22 protein-coding genes are annotated in these 25,933 nt (G+C 47.0%); 11 read left to right on the top strand and 11 right to left on the bottom strand.

Features of this window, described 5'->3' with window-relative positions:
* Positions 1 to 162: 162 nt before the first annotated feature.
* On the bottom strand, positions 163 to 378 hold the full coding sequence (locus tag C942_RS14935; RefSeq protein WP_007467046.1) for a helix-turn-helix domain-containing protein: 216 nt from the start codon (positions 376 to 378) through the stop codon (positions 163 to 165).
* Between the two features lie 9 nt (positions 379 to 387).
* Complete coding sequence (locus C942_RS14930; RefSeq protein ID WP_007467044.1) at positions 388 to 921, bottom strand: DUF2975 domain-containing protein; 534 nt, start codon at positions 919 to 921, stop codon at positions 388 to 390.
* A gap of 109 nt (positions 922 to 1,030) precedes the next feature.
* On the opposite strand from C942_RS14930, the gene C942_RS14925 reads away from it, so the two are divergent.
* A complete protein-coding gene (locus C942_RS14925; protein ID WP_036800356.1) occupies positions 1,031 to 1,558 on the top strand; it encodes a DUF2799 domain-containing protein in 528 nt (175 codons plus the stop codon).
* Positions 1,559 to 1,794: 236 nt separating this feature from the next.
* The gene (locus C942_RS14920) at positions 1,795 to 2,346 is read left to right on the top strand and encodes an Ail/Lom family outer membrane beta-barrel protein (protein ID WP_007467039.1); all 552 of its coding nucleotides are present in this window, start codon (positions 1,795 to 1,797) and stop codon (positions 2,344 to 2,346) included.
* Positions 2,347 to 2,392: 46 nt separating this feature from the next.
* Here C942_RS14920 and C942_RS14915 read toward each other — a convergent pair whose 3' ends face one another.
* The 5 genes from C942_RS14915 to C942_RS14895 all read right to left on the bottom strand — a co-directional run bounded on the left by C942_RS14915 (position 2,393) and on the right by C942_RS14895 (position 10,333).
* Positions 2,393 to 4,267, bottom strand: coding sequence for an Lnb N-terminal periplasmic domain-containing protein (locus C942_RS14915; protein WP_007467037.1), 1,875 nt, complete (start codon positions 4,265 to 4,267; stop codon positions 2,393 to 2,395).
* Between the two features lie 79 nt (positions 4,268 to 4,346).
* Positions 4,347 to 4,832, bottom strand: coding sequence for a DUF3015 family protein (locus C942_RS14910; protein ID WP_007467035.1), 486 nt, complete (start codon positions 4,830 to 4,832; stop codon positions 4,347 to 4,349).
* Positions 4,833 to 5,089: 257 nt separating this feature from the next.
* Positions 5,090 to 6,493: a nucleobase:cation symporter-2 family protein gene (locus C942_RS14905; RefSeq protein ID WP_007467033.1), complete on the bottom strand. Its 1,404-nt coding sequence runs from the start codon at positions 6,491 to 6,493 to the stop codon at positions 5,090 to 5,092.
* 118 nt (positions 6,494 to 6,611) lie between these two features.
* Complete coding sequence (locus tag C942_RS14900; protein ID WP_007467031.1) at positions 6,612 to 7,112, bottom strand: (2Fe-2S)-binding protein; 501 nt, start codon at positions 7,110 to 7,112, stop codon at positions 6,612 to 6,614.
* Entirely contained in the window at positions 7,109 to 10,333 is a 3,225-nt protein-coding gene (locus C942_RS14895) for a molybdopterin cofactor-binding domain-containing protein (RefSeq protein ID WP_007467029.1), read from the bottom strand. The genes C942_RS14900 and C942_RS14895 overlap by 4 nt, the downstream gene beginning before the upstream one ends.
* 76 nt (positions 10,334 to 10,409) lie before the next feature.
* On the opposite strand from C942_RS14895, the gene C942_RS25115 reads away from it, so the two are divergent.
* The 3 genes from C942_RS25115 (at position 10,410) to C942_RS14885 (ending at position 12,763) form a co-directional block, all read left to right on the top strand.
* Positions 10,410 to 10,610, top strand: coding sequence for a hypothetical protein (locus C942_RS25115; RefSeq protein WP_007467026.1), 201 nt, complete (start codon positions 10,410 to 10,412; stop codon positions 10,608 to 10,610).
* Between the two features lie 252 nt (positions 10,611 to 10,862).
* Positions 10,863 to 11,681 carry a DUF4037 domain-containing protein gene (locus C942_RS14890; protein WP_007467024.1) on the top strand — a complete coding sequence of 273 codons (819 nt, stop codon included), beginning with the start codon at positions 10,863 to 10,865 and terminating at the stop codon, positions 11,679 to 11,681.
* Positions 11,682 to 12,313: 632 nt separating this feature from the next.
* The gene (locus C942_RS14885; protein WP_007467022.1) at positions 12,314 to 12,763 is read left to right on the top strand and encodes a hypothetical protein; all 450 of its coding nucleotides are present in this window, start codon (positions 12,314 to 12,316) and stop codon (positions 12,761 to 12,763) included.
* Between the two features lie 205 nt (positions 12,764 to 12,968).
* Here the strand turns inward: C942_RS14885 and C942_RS14880 are convergent, their stop codons facing one another.
* The 4 genes from C942_RS14880 to yqeC all read right to left on the bottom strand — a co-directional run bounded on the left by C942_RS14880 (position 12,969) and on the right by yqeC (position 16,642).
* Positions 12,969 to 13,532: a rhodanese-like domain-containing protein gene (locus tag C942_RS14880; RefSeq protein ID WP_007467021.1), complete on the bottom strand. Its 564-nt coding sequence runs from the start codon at positions 13,530 to 13,532 to the stop codon at positions 12,969 to 12,971.
* Positions 13,533 to 13,598: 66 nt separating this feature from the next.
* Positions 13,599 to 14,045, bottom strand: a complete 447-nt coding sequence (locus C942_RS14875) for a MauE/DoxX family redox-associated membrane protein (protein ID WP_007467019.1) — start codon at positions 14,043 to 14,045, stop codon at positions 13,599 to 13,601.
* A gap of 140 nt (positions 14,046 to 14,185) precedes the next feature.
* Positions 14,186 to 15,784 carry a selenium-dependent molybdenum cofactor biosynthesis protein YqeB gene (gene yqeB, locus C942_RS14870; RefSeq protein WP_007467017.1) on the bottom strand — a complete coding sequence of 533 codons (1,599 nt, stop codon included), beginning with the start codon at positions 15,782 to 15,784 and terminating at the stop codon, positions 14,186 to 14,188.
* 30 nt (positions 15,785 to 15,814) lie between these two features.
* Positions 15,815 to 16,642, bottom strand: a complete 828-nt coding sequence (gene yqeC, locus C942_RS14865; RefSeq protein ID WP_007467015.1) for a selenium cofactor biosynthesis protein YqeC — start codon at positions 16,640 to 16,642, stop codon at positions 15,815 to 15,817.
* A gap of 94 nt (positions 16,643 to 16,736) precedes the next feature.
* Here yqeC and mocA point away from each other — a divergent pair, with 94 nt between their 5' ends.
* The 6 genes from mocA to C942_RS14835 all read left to right on the top strand — a co-directional run bounded on the left by mocA (position 16,737) and on the right by C942_RS14835 (position 25,890).
* The gene (mocA, locus tag C942_RS14860; protein WP_007467014.1) at positions 16,737 to 17,318 is read left to right on the top strand and encodes a molybdenum cofactor cytidylyltransferase; all 582 of its coding nucleotides are present in this window, start codon (positions 16,737 to 16,739) and stop codon (positions 17,316 to 17,318) included.
* 526 nt (positions 17,319 to 17,844) lie between these two features.
* Positions 17,845 to 20,964: a putative selenate reductase subunit YgfK gene (ygfK, locus tag C942_RS14855; RefSeq protein ID WP_007467012.1), complete on the top strand. Its 3,120-nt coding sequence runs from the start codon at positions 17,845 to 17,847 to the stop codon at positions 20,962 to 20,964.
* A gap of 14 nt (positions 20,965 to 20,978) precedes the next feature.
* Entirely contained in the window at positions 20,979 to 22,307 is a 1,329-nt protein-coding gene (gene ssnA / locus C942_RS14850; RefSeq protein WP_007467010.1) for a putative aminohydrolase SsnA, read from the top strand.
* Between the two features lie 18 nt (positions 22,308 to 22,325).
* Positions 22,326 to 24,527, top strand: coding sequence for a xanthine dehydrogenase family protein molybdopterin-binding subunit (locus C942_RS14845; protein WP_007467008.1), 2,202 nt, complete (start codon positions 22,326 to 22,328; stop codon positions 24,525 to 24,527).
* Positions 24,527 to 24,997 (top strand): (2Fe-2S)-binding protein, encoded by a 471-nt coding sequence (locus tag C942_RS14840; RefSeq protein ID WP_007467006.1) that lies wholly within the window; start codon positions 24,527 to 24,529, stop codon positions 24,995 to 24,997. The genes C942_RS14845 and C942_RS14840 overlap by 1 nt, the downstream gene beginning before the upstream one ends.
* Positions 24,991 to 25,890, top strand: coding sequence for an FAD binding domain-containing protein (locus tag C942_RS14835; RefSeq protein WP_007467004.1), 900 nt, complete (start codon positions 24,991 to 24,993; stop codon positions 25,888 to 25,890). The genes C942_RS14840 and C942_RS14835 overlap by 7 nt, the downstream gene beginning before the upstream one ends.
* Positions 25,891 to 25,933 lie beyond the last annotated feature (43 nt).

Raw genomic sequence — 25,933 nt, 5'->3', positions numbered from 1 at the left:
TATAGACAGGGAAAAGACGGTTAAAGGATGAATCTTTAGCAAGAGATATGGATGTTTTATCGCCAAGCCCCCACGGTGTATGGCTCTAATTATATGTGAAGCCATATCCTGCAGGGGCTATTGAAACTATAGCGTCAACAAAGTTGATGAGTTCAGCTTTCCTTACTCATTTTCGTCGTTAACATATTCCAGGATGTCTCCTGGCTGGCAATTCAGGTGCTTACAAATAGCATCGAGTGTAGCGAGTCGCACAGCTTTAGCGCGTCCATTTTTCAGGACTGACAGATTTTGCTCCGTGATTCCTATCTTGGCAGCAAGCTCGTTTGAGCGCATTTTTCGCTTTGCCAGCATCACATCCAAGTTAATGATAATTGGCACAAAGTCACCTTAGATTGTTAATTCATGCTCTTCTTTCATGTCCTTCGCGAGAGCCATGACATGCGAGATGGCACGCACCATGAGCCCAATGATGAAAATTGTCAACCCAGTGTCTGAAAAATAGAGGCCGGTGTTCAACTCTTCTTCACCGATGGATAAAACTGCACCAAGTAGCAGGTCAGATATTGCGCCGACAAAAGGCGAAGCAATCATTAGGTTAGCTGTTTTTTTAAGACAATTGACATTGTTAAGAGTGAAGACTCTTCCATCACGATACAGTCTGAAAAGGCGAATAAGTTGCCATATCATCGCGGCATAAATAAGGCTCGGTAGGATAGCAAAAGGAAAGCCCATCAGCATTTTAGCTGGGGTAAGCGGTAAGCTTACCGGATAGGAAAAAGACACATCAACAATATCTCCAGATTCGACCAGGGTACCGTAGACCCACATGAAGGAATCTAGAGCTAGCGTTGTAATTAGTACGGCCCATAGTAATACCAGCAATCGCTTACTGAGCTTCTCAATGGCTTGTTGGTGGTGCATGTGATTTTCTCCGAATAATTTATGCCAGATAGATTGACATGCATTATTGTAGTTGGCAATAATAATTTATCGTTTTTCGATAAGAAGTTATTTTTAGCTATGAGGTTATATGTATAAGCGCGCCCTGTGTATGGTTGTTCTGGCTCAATTGGCTGGTTGTTCAAGTATGTCAGTTGAAGAATGTAAAGTTGCGGACTGGTATGCGGTTGGCCTTCAGGATGGGCGAAATGGTGCGCCGTCATCACGGGTAAACGATTATGCGGAAGACTGTCTGGAAGCTAATGTCACCGTTGATCAGGCCGCGTGGTTCAATGGTTATGATCTGGGTCTGACCTATTATTGTATGCCCGATAACGGTTATCGTATCGGCCGTTCTGGTGGTGGCTATAATGGCGTTTGCGACAGCCCTTTTTTCCTTGAGCAATACAATAAGGGCAGGGCGGAATATCGAGTTGAGCAACGTATCCGTGAGATTGACCGGGAGTTAAATTCAATAGCAGCCCAATTAAAGCAACTTGATAAGAATTCGAGAAATAACAGTGATGAAGCCAAGCGTCTGCGTCGCTCAGAGAAGACGCTTCGTGCTGAACGTCGTTCGTTAATAACGCCGACAATACAGTACAACTTTACCTTTTAACTACCTTTCAAAGGTGAAAAATGCTCGTGTCACTTCTGACACTTAATTTGTAGGTGATTGTTCTATTTGTTTCATTTGCTTTGGTTGTTTTACAACCAAAGCACTCTTTGGCTTTGCTTTTACATTGACAGAGAGAAAGCTCATCATTAATTTCGTGCCTCTCGTATTGAACGGTGTTCATGTGGGTTCCTTGTAAACGGAATGCTCACAAAGTACCTTTTAGAGGCAAAATAAAAATGAAAAAAGCACAACACATCATCCTTGCTGCTATTGCAGCAGTTACTTTTTCAACATCTGCAATTGCTGGCGATCATACGTTGGTTGCTAGTTTTGCTAAAACAAAACTGGATTCAGCACCTGATGATTTGAACGGTTTTAACCTGAAATATCGCTATGAAGGTGGCTCGCGTTTGGGTTTCATCGCTTCAGGAACGTTTACAGGTAGTAGTCACGACAGTTCTTATGCGGATATGAAGAATGGTAAGCTGGTAACAATAGCTACTACCACTTACGGTTATGGCTCTTTCTCTCTTGGCCCGGTTTACCGTCTGAATCCGGTACTGAGTGTTTACAGTACTGTTGGCTATGCAGGGTATTTTATTTCTGTTGAAGACAAAATAAATAATAAGACATACATACCACGTGATGAAGACATGTTCTCAGCCGGCCTTGGTGTTCAGGCTAACGTGACAAATCACTTGGTTGTCGATGCTGGATACGAATACGCGCCATTTGGCAGTGATGAGAATGCGGGCACATTTACCCTTGGTTTGGGTTACCGCTTCTAAAAATCAGACATAAAAAAACCGGGCAATGCCCGGTTTTTTTACAGAATTAAAAGTAGCGAGCATAACTGAGGCTGATTTCGCTGGCTTCATTGTATTGCAGGCTCAGGCGAATATCCTGGTCTTGGGCGTTGCCGAAGCGGTTTTCCCACTTGTATATCAGACCCTTGCTTTCACCTTTATCCAAGCCTAGCACAGGGGTGATTTTTAAATGTGTTTTCCAGTTCGTGTTTGCGGTGTAGAGCGCACCTAGCCCAAGTCCTACAGTGGAATCATGATAGTTAGATATGTCATACATAACTTCAGGGATGGCATATAATGCGACTTTGTCCTGAATCTTGATTGCCTTTCCAAGACCGCCATACCACCGTGTTCGCTCGCAATCACGACAACTAAGGTCTTTTTGTTCGAGAGTTAATCGAGTGCTCCATGCAAAGCGGCTATCATCGAACAGGTCTACCTGTAAAATATTAAGCGTTGTAACATTAAACAGGTCGAATTTACTCAGCCATACATCCTTGTCATCAAATTTAATCTCTGCATCAAAGAATGTGGTATTGGAGTCTTTGAAGCGTGAGGTTTCCAGCGACAGGTAGTCGTAATAAGCAGCCCGAAGGGAAAGCATACCAAACCAGCCTGTTTCATTATTGTAACCACTGCTTAGACCTAGCTTTTTGGGATTTTGCGCGAGGTGCGGGGGCTGACTTTCTGCTTTTTTCCACTCTAAATCCATTGCTGGCAACTGAAGACGTTCCATCATTAGTTGATGTTTACGAGCTTTAGCGGCTCTTACTTCGTTGTCATCACCATCGGTAATGATCAACTCGTAATAATCAAATAGAAGGTTGAGAACCCTTGCCTTACTTTGATTGTCTAATTGTCGATAGTCTGGGTGCTCCTGACTATTCTGACTTTTTGTCAGCTCCTTTGCCGCCGTTCTTTCTTGCGTTGTCAGTGACAGGTATTTGTCACGAATGCGTGAAAATTTAGATTCTCGCTTTTTAATCTCTTTTATCAGAGGTTGACCATGATGCTCAATTTCAGCCAGTGATTTAAATATATCCAGAGGCATATCCCACGGTTGATTTGATACCAGCAGCGGCCTATCTAAAACAATTCCAATAAAGTTAGCCATTTGAGTGGCACAGTTACCATCAAGGAAGTAGTAGCGGTATTGCTTGTCTTTTAATTCCCACTGATGAGCTTCGAGCAGGCGTAACTCACTTTCCGTTAGATTGAGCTCATATTCCCAAAGTTCCCGTTGTTCGTTTTCTGCGTAGCTGAATTCGTGTCGGTAGTAGTCGCCTTTTGTAAAGCTGGCGTTGTATCCGCCCAGCAAGCCGTAAGCAACGTACTTCACCGGGTTATCTCGAGGGCCTGTATCGGCACCAAAGTTAATACTGCTGTCGAGTAGAGGTGAGTCTGTTGTGAAGAGTTCATCGTTTTTGTTGAACTTCATCAGTAGGTGGCCGAAAAAAGAGGCTGGGTTCCCGAGATAACCGGTTACAAATACCAAACTGATTGATTCCAGCTGATTTTCATTCCGCCATTTCTGAAAGTCAGGACAGAACACAGTTGGTAGTTGAATGCTTTTGCCAAGTTGTTCCTTCAGCCAAAGGCTGCGAGCCGGAAATCGACACTGAGCTGGTACATCAGAGCTACCGGAATTTGATTTTTCAAAAGCAGCAATGGTAGCTAACAGTTCTTTTTGGGGATCTGCTCGGCCATTTATATCAAGGAAGAAGCTCTTCGACTCAATTTGGCTTTCTCCATTTTTGTAATGAAGTATTTTTTTCCATTGTGGGTGTTTATCTAGGTTGCTAGCCAATGCGGCTTGTTGGTTTTGAGACAAATAGCTTTCTGTTGCGATTGCATTGTTACTGAGTATCGCTAATAGCAAAGATGATAAAACTGGTTTTAACATTGGTTTTTCTTAACAGCCTGGACATTAAAAAAGCGCAAGAAAATCTTCCTGCGCTTATGTATTCACCCGTTGCTCAGCATTAAACAGCGCTGCACTGACCTGAGAACTGGTTTACGTTTTCAACGACCATGTTGTAGTAGCCTTCCGCTTTCTCGGACTGGCCCATGTTGCTGTAATTTGTGTTGTTAAGAGATTCTGCGAAGTCCTGACGGATGCCATTAACGATTGCTGGACGGGCTGCAGCATCACATTCGAAGATATCTAGCATTGCCATCATGTGCTCACCACTGCCCTGAACAGTATCTTGTTCGATCAGCGGGTAAGTATCATTGATAAATTTAGCGGCAGCCCAGAATGGACCAGCACAGATAGAAGGTGTTGATACGTGAGAGGTGGTTGCGGTTGAACCAAGGTCCCAAACCAGGTTAGTGGTGATAGCCGGTAGACCTTTCCATGTCGGACCAGCGATCCAGTGACCGATACCACAGTCGCGCCAAAGGTTTTCTGTTGCCATTGAAGGCGCAGATGCAGCTGCCAGAAGTGCTGCAAGTACTACTTTTTTCATGATTACCACTGCTATTTGTTTTTTATATGTAATGCCTATTAGGTATAAGCAGTGGGAAGGGTATCTAATTATTAACAAGTATGTCAATTTAAGTTGGAAGAAAAAAACTGCCTCTTACATGTCTTACGTTTGTATGTTTTTGTGATTGATTATGGGTTTTTGTTTCAAAGTGGCGGAGGGGATTAAGGTTGTTGCGTGTATAAAAAACAGAGCCGATTAAGGTGGCTCTGTTTTTGTGTTTAAGTTCTTGATTTAAATTATTTACTGGCTGCAAGCTGCGCTGCACGACGGGCTTTTGCTTCCAGCAAGCGGGATGCTCGTTTGTCCGGTTTGATTAATATGCCTTTTGCAGTCATTTTTCCGTCAGATGTCTGCTTTTTTTTCGATTTTGGCAACAGTTGATTAAGAATGACCGTCGCCAGAGTACCAGTGGTGATACCTGAGTGGAATACCATCTGCAAATCTTCAGGGAAGTGTTGCAGCAGGCGTGGTTCCAGTGTCACGGCAAGACCGGATGCCAGGCCGACACAGACAACCAGCGCATTACGGCGCGAATCGGCGGCATTGAGCAGCATTCGGATCCCGGCGTATGCAATCATTCCGAACATCACAAAGCCGACACCTCCCAGAACCGGTTTGGGAACCGTTACCGCCAATGCTGCAAGTTTAGGGAACAGGCCACCAAGAACCAGCAGAATACCGGTAACTGCGACCACAAAGCGGCTGGCAACACCACTGATCCCGACTATACCAACGTTCTGGCTGAAACTGGCAACCGGCATAGCTGACAGCATAGAGCCGAAAGTACTGCCAAGGCCGTCACCCAGTAAGCCACGTTTAAGATCCTTACCTGAGACATCAACATGGCAGTTGCTGCCCAGAGCCATGAAGTCCCCGGTAGCTTCGGCAACCACCACCAGATAAACCAAAGTCATACTGATAATTGCCGGCATCGAAAATGTCATGCCGTACTTAAACGGTTCAGGTGAGGCCACCCATTGGGCTTCATAGAGTTGAGTCAGGTCGACCATACCGAGTGGAATAGCCAGGATGTAACCTACGGCCAGCCCGATAACGATGGCTGAAGCAGCAATCGCACCTTTACAGAAAACCGATACCCCGATCACGACAGCCAGAGAAGCCGCAGCAAGGAAGATCTTCGGCAGGGAAGCGAAGGATGGGTCGCCTGCAGGGGCATCACCAATCCAGTTCATTGCCACTGGCAGGATTGTCAGACCGATGAGGGTTACCACTACACCGCTTACAAGGTTAGGGAACAATTTACGTATTTGTTCCATATAGAAGCTGGCAATGATCACCATGAAGGATCCGACAAAGGCTGCACCGAGGATTGTCGACATTCCCGATGTTTTACCAATCGTAATTAGGGTACCCAGGAAAGCAAAACTGGATCCCATAACCACTGGAAGGCGAATGCCGACGGGACCGACACCAATACATTGGACAATAGTGGCGATACCGGAAACAAACAGCGAGGCGCTGATCAGGGTGACGACTTCTCCTTCAGGAAGGCCGATGGCACCGCCGACGATCAGAGGAACGGTGACGATACCGCCGATCGAGGCGAGCATGTGTTGTAGGGCGAGGAAAAACGTCACCCCCTGGGGGGGCTTTTCATTGAGGGTATAGAGTAATTGCATAGTTGTGTCCTTACGCTCATGCGCATTTTTTTAGAATTCTGTGTGTTCCCCTGCCGGAACAGGGGAACGGACATTTGCTCACGTTTTTATTTGTTTGCTGCTGATATAGCCATTTGATTTAGCTGGCTATATCCGCTGCGATGTCGTCGATAACGGCATTGATCGCATTAAGGATCGGTTGATAGCCGGTACAGCGGCACAGGTTTCCTTCCAACGCATCCATGATTTGCTCTGAACTCGGGTTTGGTTGTTTCTTCATCAGAGCCCAGGTGCTCATCATCACACCCGGCGTGCAGAATCCACACTGTACGCCGCCTCTTTCAATGAAAGATTGCTGTAACTTCTGAGCAAGCGGATCGTCTTTCAGGCCTTCGATAGTGACAATCTCTGCCAGTTGACATTGTGCTGCCAGGATCATGCAGGAACAGACTGCTGCACCGTCCATGACGACAGTACAGGCTCCGCATTCGCCGACTGCGCAGCCTTCTTTGGTTCCAGTCAGGCCGAGATCGTTGCGTAGCAAGTCGAGAAGTCGGGTGTTGCCGTCAACCTGAAGTTGGTATGCCTTGCCGTTAACGGTCAATGCCACTGGCGTCAGGTTAGTTGCCAATAGACTCATAATGCTTCTCCTTGCTGTTGCTTTTGGATCTCGTTCATCAGATCTCTGAACATGTTGAGATAAACCGGCTGTTTATAAGCAGCAGACCAGCGACCGCCGATCGCACTGTCTATCATCTCTTTCAAAACCTCGATGGCTTGGTTAATGGATTCAACCGTCAGCGTTTGGTTAATAAGTACTTCTTCGGCAGGGGTTAACCGTTGCGGTTTACTGAACAATGCACCATCAACCAGTCGACATTCCCGAACCGAATCGTCGGCATTGAAATCCATTAGGCAGGTCAGGCTGAGGCGGGTAATGTTGAGGGCATTACGTCGTCCGAGCTGGCTGTATTTCTGGACAAAATGCTGATGGGGCAGCTTAGGAATGAATACCCGGGTGAGTAATTCACCTTGCTGTAGTTCAGTGCGGTAACCGCCGGTAATGAACTCTGACAACGACATGCGTCGTGTAGTGTCTACCGAGCGAAGTTCAACATCGGCTCCATAAGCAACCAAAGGTGGAACTGAGTCGGCACACGGAGCAGCATTGACGATGTTACCGCCGATAGTAGCTCGGTTACGGATCTGGTTTGAGCCGATAGTGTGACAGGCGGTAGCAAGCAGCGGGAAAGCGTCCTGAACAGCAGGATGTTCTGTCAGGCGGTTGAAGTTGACACCGCTACCGATAATCACGTGAGAGTCTGTTTCTTCTATGCCGCATAATTCAGCTAATCCGGCGATGTTGATGAGTGTACGGGGAGAATTTTGCAGACGTCCCTGTACCAGCACATCGGTACCGCCTGCGAGGGCCGTTGCTTTACCGTCAGCCAGTTGCGACAGTGCTTCATCCAGTGATGACGGATTAATAACACTGAAGCCGTTGATGCGATGAGTCTGCTTTTTCTCTTCCGAGGCATGAACCAGTTCACTCTGACGAGCTGGTTTTTTCAGGTTGTAGCCAAGGAAAATTTGCTCAAGGGTCAGCGGTAATTGGCGGTGCCGGACACTTGTTGCAAAAGCAACGGCATTGGTAATTGCGGCGGCAGCCAGTTCGGCAGCCGGTTCACCGATACTCTTGGCACCGAACGGGCCTCCGGCGTCATGGTTTTCTACAGCCTCAATATTAAGTGTCGGAATGTCCTTAATAGTTGGCAGCAGGTAGCTGTCGAGGTTTTCGGACTTAACGTTACCGTGTTCAATGTTGAAGTCTTCAAGTACCCCGAGGCCGAATCCCTGAGCGATACCGCCCGCGACCTGGCCTTCAAAACCGACCTTGTTAATTACCTGACCGACATCATGCACAGCAGTGACATCAAGCAGCTCGACTTTACCTGTGCTGGTATCTACTTTCAGGTCAACGATCTGACAGCCGTATACCCAGGTGAAATAAGGCGAGCCAGTGCCTTTCTCTTCATCCCAGTGAATGGCGGGCTGATCGAACCAGCCATACGCGGCGAGGTTAACACCGGCCCATTTGGTTTTATTGGCTGCGTCAGCAAAACTGATTTTGTTTTCGTCATCGTGTTTGCTTTGGATATAACCGTCAGCCCAGTGGGTTTCGTCGATCTGACTGACGCCGAGATCGGCTTTTATCACATCGAAAATCCGGGCTTTGATCTTCTCAGCGCCGTCTTTCACCGCATTACCGCCGGTGACGGTCGCGCGTGACGCAACAGTCGGGCCGCCATCCGCAATTAAGGACGTCGGTGGCTCTACAAAGTTGACGTCAGCAAGTTTTAGTCCGAGTACTTCGGCGGCAATGGTCGACATGGTTGTTTGCAGACCCTGACCGTTTTCGCATACCCCGGTGGAGACATTGACACTGCCGTCCGCATTCACTGTCACCAGTGCGCTTGAAGTATCAACACCTTCTGCCCCCATTGAACAGCCCCGGTAGCTCAGCGCCAGGCCGATACCGTATTTCACCGGATCGCGGCTGGCATTAAGGCGACGGTAATGCTCCTGTTTTGCAAGGAACTCTGACTGCTGCGCTGCTTTGTCCAACACTTCAATAGCGGAAACCGTATGGTTGTCAAAGCATTGGCCGGTAATACTCTTACCGCCTTGCTTAAGGGCGTTGATTTCTCTGATCTTAACCGGATCCAGGTTGCAAGCTTCGGCTATTTCGTCCATCAGGGATTCATTGGCAAAAATGATCTGAGGAGAACCGAATCCCCGCATTGCCCCGGACATACTGTTATTGGTATAGACGCCTTTAATATCGACCCGAACATGTTCAATATCGTAAGGGCCGGCAGCCTGAACGACGGAGCGCCAGGTGACGAAAGGTGTACAAGCAGCGTAGCCACCGGCATCGGCAAGAATGTCAATCTTGATACCCTGAATGCGGCCGTCCCGGCTGAAACCTACCTTATAGTTCATGTGGTAGGGGTGCCGCTTGGTGCTTTCGATAATGGATTGTTCGCGAGTGTAGGTGATTTTGACCGGGCGCCCGGTCAGCGATGCCATCAGTGCGGTTCGACAGGCTAGGTGGTCGACACCGTCATCTTTACCCCCGAATGAACCGCCCATAACGGCGCGGCGAACATCAACTTGTGATTGGTTTAGTCCCATGAATCCGGCAACAAATCCCCGAACCCGGTGCGGGTTCTGGATCGAGCCTGTGATAATAAGGTCACGGGAAGTCGGATCAAGATAGGCGGTAATCGATTCTGGTTCGATATAACCGTGCTCCTGGAAGCCGACCTGATAAGTTCGCTCCAGCACCATTTCAGCCTGTTCTATGGCCATCGCTGCATCCCCTTTATGGGTATGGTGTTCAGCGACGATATTGGAACCGGATTCCGGGTGGATTAGCCGGGCGTCGGGCTCCAGTGCCTCATGGACAGTATTGATTGGTGCGAAAAGTTCATATTCGACCTTAATTTTGTCGGCGGCAAGGCAGGCTGCCTCGTAGGTCTCAGCGGCGACAACTGCAACCACATCGCCGCTATAGCGAACAAAATCGCGGCAGATAGGATGGTAGTCGCGAATGATAACACCGGCGGTAGGGTCACCGGGAATATCATCAAAAGTAGCAATCCGTACTACGCCCTCAATGGCGTCAGCTTCAGATGTGTCAATGCTTAATATCTTCCCGGCGGGTATATCTGTATAGCGACACACACCATACAGCATTCCGGGCATTTTAATATCATCTCCATATATTGCCTGACCTGTAACCTTGGCCAGGCCGTCTGTGCGTGGTAGGCCTTTACCTACCTGGTTGTAACGCGTCATGTATTGCTCCCTCTTACATTGGCTGGTGTATTAGCCAATGACAAACAACTTATTGGTTTGAATTGCTGCATCGAGGATGATTAAACACTGGCGTGTCGGTGACGTGTCCGACAGGTTGTCTTGTCAGGACAACCAAACCTTTAAGGTGCCAGTGGCAACTTCGACAGGGAGCATCAGGCAGGATTCAGACCAGAATGAAGTGAAAACAGCTACTTATGTTGTTAAACGTGATCTTGATGAGATATTGACTGTCGAATCAACACAAAGAGCAGCATGAAAGTCGATCTTCTTTAGAATCAAGACCATAAAATTGTGACATGCGTAGGTAATGAAAAGTTTTATTCGTTCAAATTGAAACTGATCCTGAGAGAACAAGTATCAAAATGATATTCACTGTTTAATTATTGATAGCGCGAGCATATTTATGCTTACCGTGGGCTCGTTAATGATGTCAGGCGCACATATTGTGTAATTCAGTCCGGTTACTCTTTGTCAGTTTTTAAACTGCTAAGCACAACAGGAGTAACAAGTGGGCAATTTTTACTTTGATGAAATGGTGAAGAGCTTTTCAAAGTTGGAGCAAGTGGACGCGATTTTACTTGCCGGCTCCAGAGCCGTTCAGGCCGATGATGAGCTATCAGATTACGATGTTTATATTTACACAAGTAATGACATTCCTGTAGAGGTGAGAAAAGAGATTACTGACCAATACTGCTCATATATGGAAATTAACAATCAATATTGGGAAACAGAAGATGATGGAGTATTGAAAGACGGAACAGAAATAGAATTAATATACCGAAATATTGACTGGCTGGATAAAGAATTAAATAGAGTGGTAAATGTTTATCAGGCAAGTACCGGATACAGCACTTGTTTTTGGTATAACCTTCTGAACTCAAAAGTACTCTATGAACGGGATGGAAAGGCTGGAATACTCATTGATAAATACTCAGTAAGTTATCCTGGTGAATTGAAAAGAAATATAATTTCAAAAAACTATCCATTGCTTAACTCAAGTATGCCTGCGTATCGCAATCAGATTAAAAAGGCACTGGCGAGAAATGATATTATTAGCGTTAATCATCGTATTGCAGAATTTATTGCTAGTTACTTTGATATTGTTTTTGCCATAAATGAAATGCCGCATCCCGGAGAGAAAAAGCTTATCAATATTGCTCTTCATAATTGTAATAAGTTACCGGAATTGTTCGAACATAATTTAACTGCGTTATTATTACAAATCAGCTCTGCGAATGCTGCTGACAATAAACAAATTCTTAGCTTGATAGATGAGATCGTTGAGCGACTGACTCAATTGCTGGTGCAGGAGGGTCTTGCTGGGTGAGGCTCTACTTGATGAGGGTGTTCGTTAATGGGGGGGACTTGATAATGTCTGAGCTTCAGCCATGCTCGTAAGTACTATACCTGTTTTTATACTGAACCTGTGATGTTTGAGGCTGGCATATTGTCCGGCCTTGTCGCTGCAGTTGCATATAAAAGGTGTGAAATTGCGAAATAGTACTTTTTTGTTCAGGTGATCATAAATAATTACAACTCATCCTGAAAAATAATTGAAAATATAAAGTCGAAATTTCTCAATACATTATTTTAATCAACCACTGTTTTTCTCAGCGCTAAGACTTTTTTGTGCGCATTATCGATATTTCACATTTGACTAAAAATGAAAACTGGTCATTATGTGTTCTCCTATGTGATTAATGATGCCTGAATTGTCAGGCGTTGAACCAGCAAACTGTCTTGTTAATTTAAAAAAGAGAAAGGGTGTTGCTATAAGAAAGATAAATGTCTGAAAGATAGGAATAACAGTATTGAGTATGTCAGGATAAATATTGTTATATCAATCTAACTCACTGAAATAAAAATAAAGGTACTAAACATCAGCAATCTAAGGGTGATTCTCTGGTGTGGTTTAGTGCGCCATGAATATCACGATTAAGAAATAACAGGAACTTAGAAATGAAAAGAGCATTAGCGATTGGTTTCGCCTTTGCTTCCTCTATGGCTGCTGCAAGTGATATACGAATGACGGTCCCAATTGCCAGCCAGCATTATTTTTGTCCCAGTAATAATTGTATTAATCTCAATGAAGTAAATCTTGGCCTCGGTGCCGAAGTGGATGGTTACGGTATTATTTCGTTTGAGAACAGTTATCGCCGTCAGAGTGTCGCGGTGTACAAAGCATTTGAGTATGATGCTACATCATATATGGGCTTTGGGGTGCGTCTCGGCGGTTCAACGGGTTATGAAGAAGAGACTGATATGCCAGTTGTGCCACTTGCGCAGCCTTATCTGAAACTGGCTCCGTTTGATTTCTGGACGTTTAATTTGGGCATGGTGCCAGTCGGGCTGGTGGATACTAAACATTATAATTTGGTGGTGACCCTAGACTCACAGATATCATTTTAATTACTGGTTAAAATTACCTGTTACTGCGTTAGAATTTTTGAAATTATGCCCACTAGTTACTGCAAACTCTGCCTTGTTCCAGGAAATTTTTCCTGCGTAATTATTAGAAGGAGTGCTTGTATGCATTATCAATAAAAAAGGTGAGAACGTGTCTCACCTTTTTTCTTTTCATCTTGCTGATTTTTGAGGTTAATAAATAAACCGCTTATTCACCAGCAGTGTCAAAGCCTGCGCCTTTCCATGCATAGATGCCGCCTGGGTAGCGGTAAACATTGTTGTAACCCAGTTTAATAGCCCATGCTGCAGCATTGTGGCTTCGACCGCACTTAACAAATCCACAGTAGAACACCAGTGTTTTGTCTTTGTCTGCACCCAGTAACTGTGTAAAGGTTTTAAGCGATTTTCCGTCAGTTTGCGCTGTGTTCCATTCATGCATGTCTGCAATCGGGAACTCGAATTGAAGAGCTGAAGGAATGTGCTCCTTTTTGTAGCTGTCCTTGTAAGGCATTGCATCAACAACCAACACCTCTTTACCGCTGTCCAGAAGGTTCTTCACGCCCTGAGTGTCAATCAGCTGGTAACCACCAGCAAGGGTATCGTTATGAAGTTTAATCGCAACTTGTTCAGTTTGAACTTCAGTCTTGAATTTGCCATCGAAAAGACCGGCATTTGCCGTCAGGGGAACAATCATCAGACCCGCAGTGATAATGAATGCATTAAGCAGAAAGCTTCGTCGCGGACGATGAATACGTAGTTTGCTGAAAGGCATGATTTACTCCTAATGTGTGAGTTTTCCGCAAAGGGCGGCAAAAAAAGAAAACGGATAATAGCAAAATTACGCTGTATGCATTGCGGTGCACTTCATAAAACGCAAGTTGAATGCATACAGACCGCCAGCAACAGCTGTGATCAGTGCCTGAATAATGAACTGTGGTTCAAGCTGACTGTAGACTTGTGATTCAACGGAGCCTGGCAGGTAGCAGCCGCAGTCGAAGTGCAATCCCTGATAAAGCGCAAGACCAGAAAGAGCAACGTAGATGCCAAGACAAAATACAACCGGGGCGATTGATGTTAGAGAGCTGATAGCCAGTAAAGCGCAGACGGTTAAGGCAAGGGGAAGGGCAAAAGAAAGGACATCAACATACACCATGGGGGCAAGTCCGGTATCCCTGAGCAACAGAGCTATATGCTCCGGCATATAAAAGCCTTTAAGGGCAATAGCAGCGGCTGACATTAATACCACGCTGGTAACGAAACGATGGAAATAGCTATGTGTTTTCATAACGATACTCACTCCATGATGGCTGTTCCGGTTTACCAGTCGATAGCTTTCTGACCAAAGGTGCGGAATCAGCCATGTCGTTGATGTCCTAATAGCCGCGATAGTATCACGGCAAATAGCCTAAATTATTGATTTAAATCCTAATTCAAAGTAGTTTGCTCCAGGTGAAGCATTGCTTCGAGAACACTGCCGCCGATTGCTCGGGCTTTGTCTGATACAGTTGTGAAGTCAGCTTCAATACCACGAGGGTCGATATCACCAATCTTGAAGCCATCGGTGACTGTCAGCCCTTCATTGAGCAAGCCGCGAACCATACCGCCCAAAGGTGCAATAACCGGTGTATCGCCGACATGGGCAATAACATCCCCTTCTTCTACGATATCGCCGAGTTTGACATGGTTATGCATAATGCCTTCACATGGGGCGCGCAGTACACGCTGGTGGGTGTACCCGGCGATATTGCCTGGTATTCCTGTGTTTGGCTGAGTTGCGCCGTTATAGATAACCCGGCCCATGTAGTGGCCTCTGTTGGTTTCGATTACCGCATCGCAGTCAATACCGGCTGTAAAGCCAGGGCCTAATGCAATGGTGATTGGTGCCATGTCGCGTCGGGTTCCCAGGTTACGTTTGGCAAGGATGGCATCAATCAGGAAGGTTGGTTTGAGTTTGTCGATTGAGGCACACTCTTCGTCAACCAGAACCGGAATTTGTTTGTTATCCAGAATACGGAATACATCTTCTGTGGTGATGGCCTTCTGCGCCTTAACACCTTCAACTTCGACCGATTCACCATACAGACACTGGGCGAAAGCAACAGTGCAGCGGATAACGGTAGGTTGTGATATATCGGTCATTACCACTTTGAAACCGGCATTATGCAGGCGGATCGCAACACCGGTAGCGATATCACCGGCACCGCGGATCATCACCAGTTTGTTGCGGTTAAGGCGGGTATCGTCTTTCATTTGACCACCGGCGGCCTGGTTCTTCACTTTTAGGATCTCGCCCATGATGCTGATGGCAATTTCTTCCGGGGTTTCAGCGCCTATGTTGAAGCCGACCGGTGAGTGGATTGCCTGAATATGGGCTTCACTGACGTTACAACTGCGCAGGTGGTTAAACAGAGTTTGTACCTTACGGCGGCTGGCCATCAGGCCGGTATATTTAGTGTCGCAGTCGACGACTTTGGTAATTGCATCCTGATCCTGGTGGTTGGTGGCAATCACCACGTAGCTGTCTTTGTTTATATCCAGCTGATCGATGGCATCTTCCATCGTCTGCCCCTGAACACGTTTGGTTCCTGCCGGGAAATTCTCTTCTGCCAGGCTGTCAGCGTAGGCATCCGCGACAGTGATATCAAAACCCAGTACGTGAGCTGCGTGGGCAACCGCACGGTTAACGTGACCTGCTCCGATCAGGATTAAGTTCGGACGCAGGCCATAGACATCAATAAATACGCTCATCGCGCCACCGCAATCCATCCCCATGGCTTCGGGTCCAGTACGGGTCATGCGGCCTTTAACTACGCGTGGTTTACGTTCCTGTAGGGCTTCCAGTGATTGTTCGATGACGTAGCGTTCTATCATGCCGCCGCCGACAGTACCTATGATGGCGCCGTCGCTCTTGACGATCATCTGGCCTGAGTGGCGAGGTGCGGATCCGCGGGTTTCGATAATATTAGCCAGTGCGAATGGAGTGTTTTGTTCTTCTAGTTGTGCTGCCTTAGCAAAGATGTTCATGAATCGTGACCTCAATGTCTCTAGATAAAGCTAATTGCCGATCGGCAACTTCTGCTTTACCAGTCTTTCTTTAATCGGTGCTTGACTGTTCATCGTCGCCAGCCAGATGGCATCAAGATTGTTGGCCTGCTCAAGAACTTGTTGTGCCAGTTTTACCAGCGAGGTGTAGTCATGAGTCAGGTCGATTTTGTTTATTAGCCATATTTTTCGGGCTTTATCAGGTGCGTTTTTAAACAGCCCCTGAGGGTGAACAATCAAATTTCCTAATATTCGCCGATCAATCAGTTCACCGGCGGAACACTGGGTCAGGGCAGAAAATAAATGCCAGCGGTGTATCTTTTCGGGAATAGCCCGGGTATTAATGATTTCTGCTCCGGTGACACCGATAACCATATCCGAAGAAATAGGAATGCAAGGCTCATGCCTGTCAGGAGCTTTAATTGGCAAGCATTTTGCTCCATCGGCTTCAATAATAAAAACTGTGAAATATGAACCATTTTTTAATTGTTCAATGTCATCACATGTGATGCCGGACACTTTATTTTCTTCACTTTTGTTGTTGGTGGGAATTAGGTGTTGATAACAAAAAGTGACGCTTTGGTCCGATAAGTCTTTTGTCAGTTGTGATATGCTTTCTAGGTTTGAATTATCGATTTTAATGAAATTATCAGCCTGGTTTTTCTTCGGTGAATACATTTTTGTAGTGGTGGTAACACATACACGATGACCTCTTTTTTTGAATTCTTTAGCCAGCCAAAATGCTGTTGATGTTTTACCTCCACCACCAACTAGAGATATAACCAACGGTGAATTATATGAATATTCAAATATGTCTGAATATAATTGGCGAGAATTCATGTCAGGCCTCATAAGCTGGTTGTGACAAGAGTAGTTATAAGAAAGGAAGAGTAAATCTTCCCTAAAGGCTGATAGGCAATAAGAGAAAATTGCTATGGAAAGACCAACACAATTAGATTGCGTTATGCCCGCAGCCGGTTTGTCATCTCGTATGGGAAACTGGAAGATGATGTTACCTTATCAACAACATACGATCCTTGATGAAAGTATCGAAAACGCGCTTCAGTTCTGTAGTCGGGTAATTCTGGTTGTTGGTTATCGAGGGAAAGAGTTACTTGAACGATACCGAGAAAAACAGAACGTTAAAGTGGTAGTGAATACTGACTACAAGCAAGGAATGTTCAGTTCTATTCAGCAGGGTGTAAGGCATGTTGAAAGCGAACATTTTTTTATTTGCCACGGCGATATGCCCTGCGTTTATTCGAAAATCTATCAGAAGGTTTGGCTGGCAAGAGGCTTGTTTACTGTATTTCCTGGCACGAAAGATAAACCGGGCCATCCAGTTTTACTTCCTGCTTTTATAAAGGAGGATATACGCCAGGCAAATATAGAAGAAAAAATGAAACGTTTAATTTACCGCCATAATGTGGTCCACATTGGTTTAGAAATATCTGAAATCCACCTTGATGTGGATACGCCTGAAGCTTATAAGAAACTGTGTTGTGGCTCACAGTGAATCTATCAAATTGAGAGTTGATAGTTATTTATCTATCAATCTGATATTTGATGAGGGCGATAAATTGCTTTTGTGGTATTGAGAATAAATATAATTATTCGAAAAAAAATGGAGGTAATTTTTTGCTGGCGTTTATTTGAAAATATTTTAAACCCTTTTGTCTTTTTATTATTTTTTCTCACTATCATATTTTCTTGTATCAAAGTGATAGCAATTTATTAAATTGATAGAAAATACGTTCTAATTAATAATCATACTCATTTGAAAAGTATTATTACTTTGATTTAATTAATTAGCAAGTCTTGTTTGTGTTCACATAATTAAGTCTAGTTTCGACATCGGTCACGAAATTAATCATGAAATCTCTTGTTATTTAACCTGTTTTTAAAGTTTGGCGCAGTAGTTGCTCAATGAGGTTTATATCTGGCTGAACTATTTTGGCCTATGACACTTAGCCCTACGCATTGCACAACGAATGTGCTGGCTGTGACAGAAGAAGAAAAAAACAGCATCAAGGAGATTTATCATGGGAGACATTATGCGTCCCGTTCCGTTTGGCGAACTTCTGAATCGCGTTTTCAGCGAATATAAGGAGAGCCAGTCGATTTTTGGGATTCCGGCGAAGCAGTTCTATCGCAAAGCTGCAAAGACTGAAGACCTGTCTGTATGGGGAGAATATTGTGAAACAGCGGTTGGCCCTGCTGCCGGTCCGCACACTCAGTTGGCTCAGAACATCATCACATCCTGGCTGACCGGTGGTCGCTTCATGGAGCTGAAAACAGTTCAGAAACTGGATCAGCTTGAACTTGCTAAGCCATGTATCGACGCAGAAGATGAATGTTTCAACACTGAATGGTCAACCGAATTCACCCTGCTAAAAGCCTATGATGAATACCTGAAGGCGTGGATTGCTCTGCACTTACTGGAAGAAGTGTTCGCACCTCGTGGTGAAGGTGAGCCTAAGTCATTCATCTTTAACATGAGTGTTGGTTATGACCTTTCCGGTATTCAGACTGCACCGATGCAGAAATATATCGATGACATGGTTGATTCCAGCCAGCACGAAAGCTTCCATGCTTATATTAAAGAGCTTAAAGCTTTCATCGCCGACCCTGAATTCATTAAAGAGTATGGTCTGGAAGATCGCATCGATCGCCTGAATGCGCTGCCAGAAACTATTCCTACCCAGCTTACCCGCGGCGTAACCCTTTCAACCATGCACGGTTGTCCCCCTCATGAAATCGAAGCAATCTGCCGTTACATGATTGATGATAAGGGTATCAACACCTTCGTTAAACTGAATCCGACGCTGCTAGGCTTCGAACGTGTACGTGGCATTCTGGACAATGCCGGGTTTGATTATGTTGCATTGAGTGAAGAGTCATTTAGCCATGACCTTCAGATTGAAGATGCCAAAGCTATGCTTCACCGCCTGGTTGACCTTGGTAAAGAGAAAGGTATCGGCTTCGGCGTTAAGCTGACCAACACCCTGGGTACTCTGAACCGTAAAGGCCGCCTACCAGACAAAGAAATGTACATGTCGGGCCGCGCCTTGTTCCCGCTGTCTATTAATGTTGCGCTGGAACTGTCCCGCGAATTTAACGGTACACTGCCAATTTCTTACTCTGGTGGTGCCAGCAAGTTCAACATCAAAGAGATCTTCGAAACCGGTATCCGCCCAATCACAATGGCAACAGACATGCTTAAGCCTGGTGGTTATCTGCGTCTTGCTGACTGTGCAATGGAGCTTGAAACCAGCAACGAATGGGGCATGCAGCAAATTGACCTGGTTAAATTGGAAGCGTTGGCTGCGAAATCTCTGGTTGCTGAATACACCCAGAAAGAATGGCGTGGCCCTGAAGATATCAGCGTGAAGAAAGCTGTGCCGCTGACAGACTGCTACATCGCGCCATGTGTCACAGCATGTCCAATCAGCCAGGATATTCCTGAGTACATCCGCCTGATGGGTGAGCACAAGTACACTGAAGCGCTGGAAGTCATTTATTCCCGTAACGCACTGCCTGCTATCACCGGCCACATTTGTGATCATCAGTGTCAGTACAACTGTACCCGCCGTGACTACGAAGGTGCGCTGAACATTCGTGAAATGAAGAAGATCGCCCTGGCGAAAGGCTGGGAAGGTTATAAAGCTAAGTGGCATGAACCTGATCTGGATACTGCGAAGCACCCTGTTGCTGTTATCGGTGCAGGTCCTGCTGGTTTGTCTGCGGCTTACTTCATGGCTCGTGCAGGTCATCCGGTTACTATCTTCGAAAAAGAGAAGAATGCCGGTGGTGTGGTTAAGAACATCATTCCTCAGTTCCGTATTCCAGCTGAAACTATCCAGCATGATATCGACTTTGTAACTGCTCATGGTGTTCATATCGAATACGGCAGCAACCCTGACATCACAGTTGATGCGCTGAAAGAAAGCGGCTTCAAGTACATCTGTCTGGGTATCGGTGCCGATAAAGGCAACCCGATTTCACTGTCCGGTGATAACACCAATGTGTACAAGTCACTGGAATTCCTGCGTGCCTTCAATGACGGCGAAGAGCTGAAACTGGGTAAACACGTTGCTGTAGTAGGTGCCGGTAACACGGCAATGGATAGCGCCCGTGCCGCTCTGAAAGTAGACGGTGTTGAGAAGGTGACCATCCTTTACCGCCGTACTATTGCTGAAATGCCTGCTTATAAAGAAGAGTATGACGAAGCTGTGGAAGATGGCGTTCAGTTCATGTTCCTGACCAATCCAGAGCAGTTCGATGTCGATGGCAAGCTGACTGCCCGTGTGATGGAACTGGGTGAGCCTGATGAGAAAGGCCGTCGTCGTCCAGTTGCTACCGACAAAACCATTGAACTTCAGGTTGATGCTCTTGTTACTGCAGTCGGTGAACAGTCTAACCGTGACGTTCTTGGCCGTATGGGTATCCCGATGGGTGAAGACGGCTGGCCTGCAGTTGACGCAGAAACTTGTGAAACCGGTGTAGAGAATGTCTTCCTGATGGGGGATGCCCATACTGGTCCATCTTCAATCGTATCTGCAATTTCTGGCGGTCGTAAGGCTGCAACTACCATCCTGGCTCGTGAAGCAAAGCAGGATGAAGTGATGGAAGTGGTTTCTGATGTTACAGCAGAAGGTGTTTACTCTCGCAAAGGTGATATTCAGGTCCAACTGATTGAAGCCAGCAAGCTTGAAGAAGCAGACCGCGAAGCCTTCATCGAACAGGAAGCACAGCGTTGTCTTGAATGTTCATACATCTGTAGCAAGTGTGTCGATGTTTGTCCGAACCGCGCCAATATCTCACTGCCAATTCCTGGCTTTAAAGATAAGTTCCAGACACTGCACATTGACGCTTACTGTAACGAATGTGGTAACTGTGCCCAGTTCTGTCCATACGACAGCAAGCCTTACAAAGATAAGTTCACTATCTTCAACCTGCGTGACGACTTCAATAACAGCACTAATGCGGGCTTCTACATTGAAGGCGAGCAGGTACTGGTAAGGACTCAGGGTGAAACCTATACCTTCAGCATTAACGAACAAAGCGAACTGGATATGCCTGAATCTCTGGCCGATGAAGCAACTATCATCAGCTATGTTCACGCGAACCATCGCTATCTTCTTGGCAGAGTAGATGTCTAGGTGAGGAATCAGGAATGATATTACTGAGAAATGCAACAGCAGTGCAGTTCGAACCTGCACTGATCAAAGAGGGCGTCGACATCGTGATCGATGGCGGCGAGATCAAAGAAGTTGGCACTGACTTAGTGGTTAAGTACCCGGACGCTACCGTCAAGGATATGAAAGGCAAGCTGGTTATGCCGGGGATTGTCTGCTCCCATAACCACTTCTACTCAGGTCTGGCTCGCGGCATCATGGCTGACATCAAGCCAAGCCCTGACTTCATTTCGATTCTTAAGAATCTGTGGTGGCGAATGGACCGCGCCCTGGATGAAGAAGCGCTGTACTACAGCGGCCTGATTTGCTCTCTGGAAGCGATTAAGAACGGCTGCACATCGGTGATAGATCACCATGCTTCGCCAAACTACATCGCAGGCTCGCTGAATACATTGCGTAAAGGCTTCCTGAAAGCCGGTCTGCGCGGTATGACTTGCTTCGAAACCACGGATCGTAACGGTGGCCTGAAAGAAATGTCTGCCGGTGTTGAGGAAAACATCGCGTTTGCCCAACTGATTGATCGTGCGAAAGAAGAAGGTAAAGAACCTTACCTGGTTGAAGCGCACATCGGTGCCCACGCGCCATTTACTGTGACAGATGAAGGTCTGTCCATGATGGCAGAAGCGGTGCAGGCGACTGGTCGAGGTATTCATGTCCACGTGGCAGAAGACCGTTACGACGTAACGCACAGCCATCACCACTACGCGCAGGACATTGTAGAACGTCTTGACAGCTTTGGTCTGATTAACGAGAAGACCCTGCTGGCACACGGCCTGTACCTGTCTGACCGTGACATCGACATCCTGAATGCCAAAGGCGGCTTCCTGGTTCACAACGCCCGTTCAAACATGAACAACAACGTTGGTTATAACCACAAGCTGACCCGCTTCAACAATGTCGCTCTGGGAACCGACGGTATCGGTGCCGATATGTTTGAAGAGCTGAAGTTTGCCTTCTTCAAGCACCGCGATGCCGGTGGTCCGCTATGGCCTGACAGCTTCTTGCGTCATCTTTGGAACGGTAACGAAATTCTGGCCCGTAACTTCGGTGCCAAGTTCGGCCGACTGGATGCCGGTAACAAGGCTGATCTGACCATCCTTGATTACACCAGCCCGACTCCGTTCGTGGCAGATAACCTGCCGGGACACATTGCGTTTGGTATTAACGCGGGCAACGTCAACAGCGTAATGGTTGAAGGACGTTTTGTGTATGAGGATCGTGCCTTCCCATTTGATGTCGCTCCTATCTATGCCGAAGCAAGCAAGGTGGCTCAGCGTCTTTGGAAGACAATGGATCAATTAGATTAGACAATGTGAGATCCCGTTATGGATACGGTTAATACTCGATTCAAGTGGCAAGAAGCCACAGGTGAAGCTAAGTATATTGCCGACCGCCATTACGAGGGACTGTTAGAAGGGCGGTTCTACCGCTCTTCTTGCCCCAGAGGCGTAATTAAATCGGTTGAAATCCCGGAACTGCCAGAAGGCTATCATATCTTCGGTGCCAAGGATGTTCCGGGTCAGAACGTGCTGCCTATCGTCGAAATCGACTGGCCTGCATTTGCAGATAATGAAGTGCGTTTTGTCGGTCAGGTGATCTTTCTTGTGGTAGGTTCGGATCCTGATGTTCTCGAACAACTGCTCGGTCAGATTCACGTTGACTATGAGCCACTCACTCCCGCTTACACCATTGCCGAGTCAAAAGCCTTGGTTGATGGTGCCATTCATGCTGACGATAATATTCTCGATCACCATTCTCTGGAAAAAGGCGATATCGAAGCCGGTTTTGCGAAAGCAGTGACCATCATTGAAGATACCTGCTCTACGGGTTATCAGGAGCATATCTACCTGGAAACACAGGGATGCGTCGGTTATCCGAAAGATGGCAAGATCGTAATTGAAGGCTCGATGCAGTGTCCTTGGTATGTCCACCACTGTATGGCGGTGGTGCTTGGTCATGACCATGTTCGTGCTATACAGTGTCCGACCGGTGGTGGTTTCGGCGGTAAGGAAGACTACCCGGATGTACTGGCAGGACCGCTGGCTGTCGCTGTAGAGCGACTGCAAAAGCCGATTCGTATCGTGCTTGAGCGTAGCGAAGACATCATGTTCACGTCAAAGCGTCACCCGGTTGAGTTCCACTATAAAACCGGTATTGATGCCGACGGCAACATTGTGGCGATGGACGTGAAGTTTGATGTTAACTCCGGCGCTTATCTCAGCTTGTCCGGTATTGTGCTGCAACGCTCGATTACCACTGCAACCAATGTCTACGATATTCCGAATGTCCGTGTAGAAGGCCACGCCTGGACGACTAACACTGTTCCTACCGGTGCGTTCAGGGGCTTTGGTTCTCCGCAAAACTGTTACTGCATGGAAAACCATATGACGCATGTCGCCAAGCAGCTTGGCGAGGAGCCTGCGGCCTTTAAAATGCGTCATTTCCTGAAATCTGATTCGAAATCACTGACCGGTGCTGATATTTTCGGCGATCTGGTATTGGATCAGATGATGGAAAAAATCCTGTCCATGTCAGACTACAACACCAAGACGGCACTTTATGCTTTCCAGCCAGGTTCTGATGAGCACTGTGCAGGCAGCGGTAAACGTCGCGGTATTGGCTTCTCTGCCTTCCAGCACGGCTGTGGTTTTGCTGGGGATTTGGAAGATACTCTGGTGAAAGCGCGAGTTGGCCTTAACAAACTGGCTGACGGTACTGTTCAGATCCTTGCGTCCAACACTGATATCGGCCAGGGTCTGACTCTGACATTCCGTAAAATTGTTGCCGATACTCTGAACAGACCGCTGGATACTATTCAGCTTGCTGTGCCGGATACCGGAGTGGTACCGGATTCAGGTCCGACCGTAGCATCTCGATCAATTCTGATCGTTGGTTATCTGCTGGAAAAAGCAGCCCAGAAACTGCAATTGAACTGGAAAGAAGGCGAACCTCAGGAGCTCGAAGAGGTGTACCGCAAGCCAGACTATCACGTCTGGGATCAGACTACCTACCAGGGCAACGCCTATCAGGCGACCAGCTACGGCATGAATGTGGTTGAAGTAGAGGTGGATATGGCCACCGGTGAAACTGAGATCCTCGGTGCCTGGGGTGTGTTTGATATCGGCAGGGCGATTGATCCTGTGGTGTTCAGAGGCCAGATCGACGGAGGTATGGTTCAGGCGTTGGGTTACGGCAGCTGTGAAAAAATGGAAATGACCCGGGATGGTGTCTTTGCCCAGAAGACCATGGCTGATTATGTGATACCAACATCGCTCGATGTACCGACTATTGACAGTGATTATGTCGACAACCCGTATCCGTTTGGTCCTAACGGGGCAAAAGGTGGCGGTGAGCTGACTCACAACGGTGGTGCCGCTGCGTTTGCTGCCGCGGTTGAAGCGGCGATTGGTAAAACAATGTCATCCATTCCGGTAACGCCGGAACGTATCTGCCAGAAGCTGTACGGTGAAGAGCCGGAACAGACAGTAAGAAAAGTAAAAGCACCAAGGGCCGGAGGTAATGCCTGATGAAGATCGAATTCTTTTTGAATAACGAACTGGTTGAGGTAGATGCCGACCCGATGCAGTCACTTCTGAATACTTTGCGTGGTGATCTCAATAAAACTGCGACAAAGGAAGGTTGTGGCGAAGGTGAGTGTGGTGCTTGTTCTGTACTGTTCAATGGCAAGCTGGTTAACTCTTGCATGATGCCGATTGCTCAGGCTGAAGGTGCGCAGGTAATGACACTTGAAGGCCTGCGCCAGACGGAAAAAGGCCAGTGCGTCATTGACGCTCTGCTTGAAGCCAAAGGGGTGCAGTGCGGATTCTGTACTCCGGGTATGGTGCTGGCACTGTATGCTTTGCTGGAAACCAATGCCAGACCGACCGAACAGGAAATCCGTACTGCAATTTCCGGTAACCTGTGCCGCTGCACCGGCTACGGCATGATTGTCGAGGCAGCCCGGATTGCCGCGGAAAAAGGAGAGGGATTATGGTAGAGGTTTATCGCCCCGAAACTTTGGAGCAGGCGCTGGATAAGCTGGCTGTCGGAGAACATACCCTGTTCTCCGGCGGCACCGACCTGATGGTCAGGCATAGTGTCAGGCCGGGGATGAGCCCGACTTTTGACCGCGATGTGGTGTTCGTTGATGCAATTGATGAGCTAAAGCACATTACTGAAGCGGAGATTGAGCCGGAAGGCGAGGGCGCGCCTGACTGTGCACTGTTTATCGGTGCCGGAGTGACTCTGAGTGAAATTGAAAGTCATCCATTGGTTCCGGATGTGTTGCGTCAGGGCGTCGCCAAGATTGCCGCACCGGCTTTGAGAAACCGGGCCACTATGGCCGGGAATATCTGTAATGCCTCCCCGGCGGCTGACTCGCTGCCTGCACTGTACCTTCTGAACGCTCGCGTTGTGCTGTCGTCGCTTAAAGGCCAGCGTGAAATGGCTCTGGAAGATTTCATTATGGCACCGGGGCTGACTCAGTTACGTGCCGATGAAATGCTTACCCATGTGGTGATTCCAAAGCAGGATCTGCCAGAGAGTTTCTACCACAAAGTCGGTACGCGTGCTGCTAATGCGTTGACCAAAGTGTCTGTGGCCGGTCTGGCTAGAGTGGTAAAAGGTCGCACAGGTAAAGGCAAGGTGGTGGACTGGCGTGTAGCTTTCGGAGCCGTCGGCCCGACAATCGTACGTAGTCGCGAACTGGAATCACTGCTTGTCGGTCAGCCGACAGAAAAGCTGACGAAGCCGCGTTTCGTTGATGAAGTGGTGGGTATGTACAGCGAGATCATTCGCCCGATTGATGACCAACGCTCAACTGCCGATTACCGTCATCAGGCATCCATTAATTTGCTGCGTCGCTGGCTTAGCCAGTTAAGCATGCAATAGCTTTATCGTATCCTCTTGTTTCTTTTAAATATCTTTTGGGTTT

It is taken from the genome of Photobacterium marinum (genome assembly GCF_000331515.1).
GTDB classification, from domain to species: domain Bacteria; phylum Pseudomonadota; class Gammaproteobacteria; order Enterobacterales; family Vibrionaceae; genus Photobacterium; species Photobacterium marinum.
The sequence above is the reverse complement of the archived record's forward strand: the minus strand, read 5'-3'. Positions and strand labels throughout refer to the sequence as shown.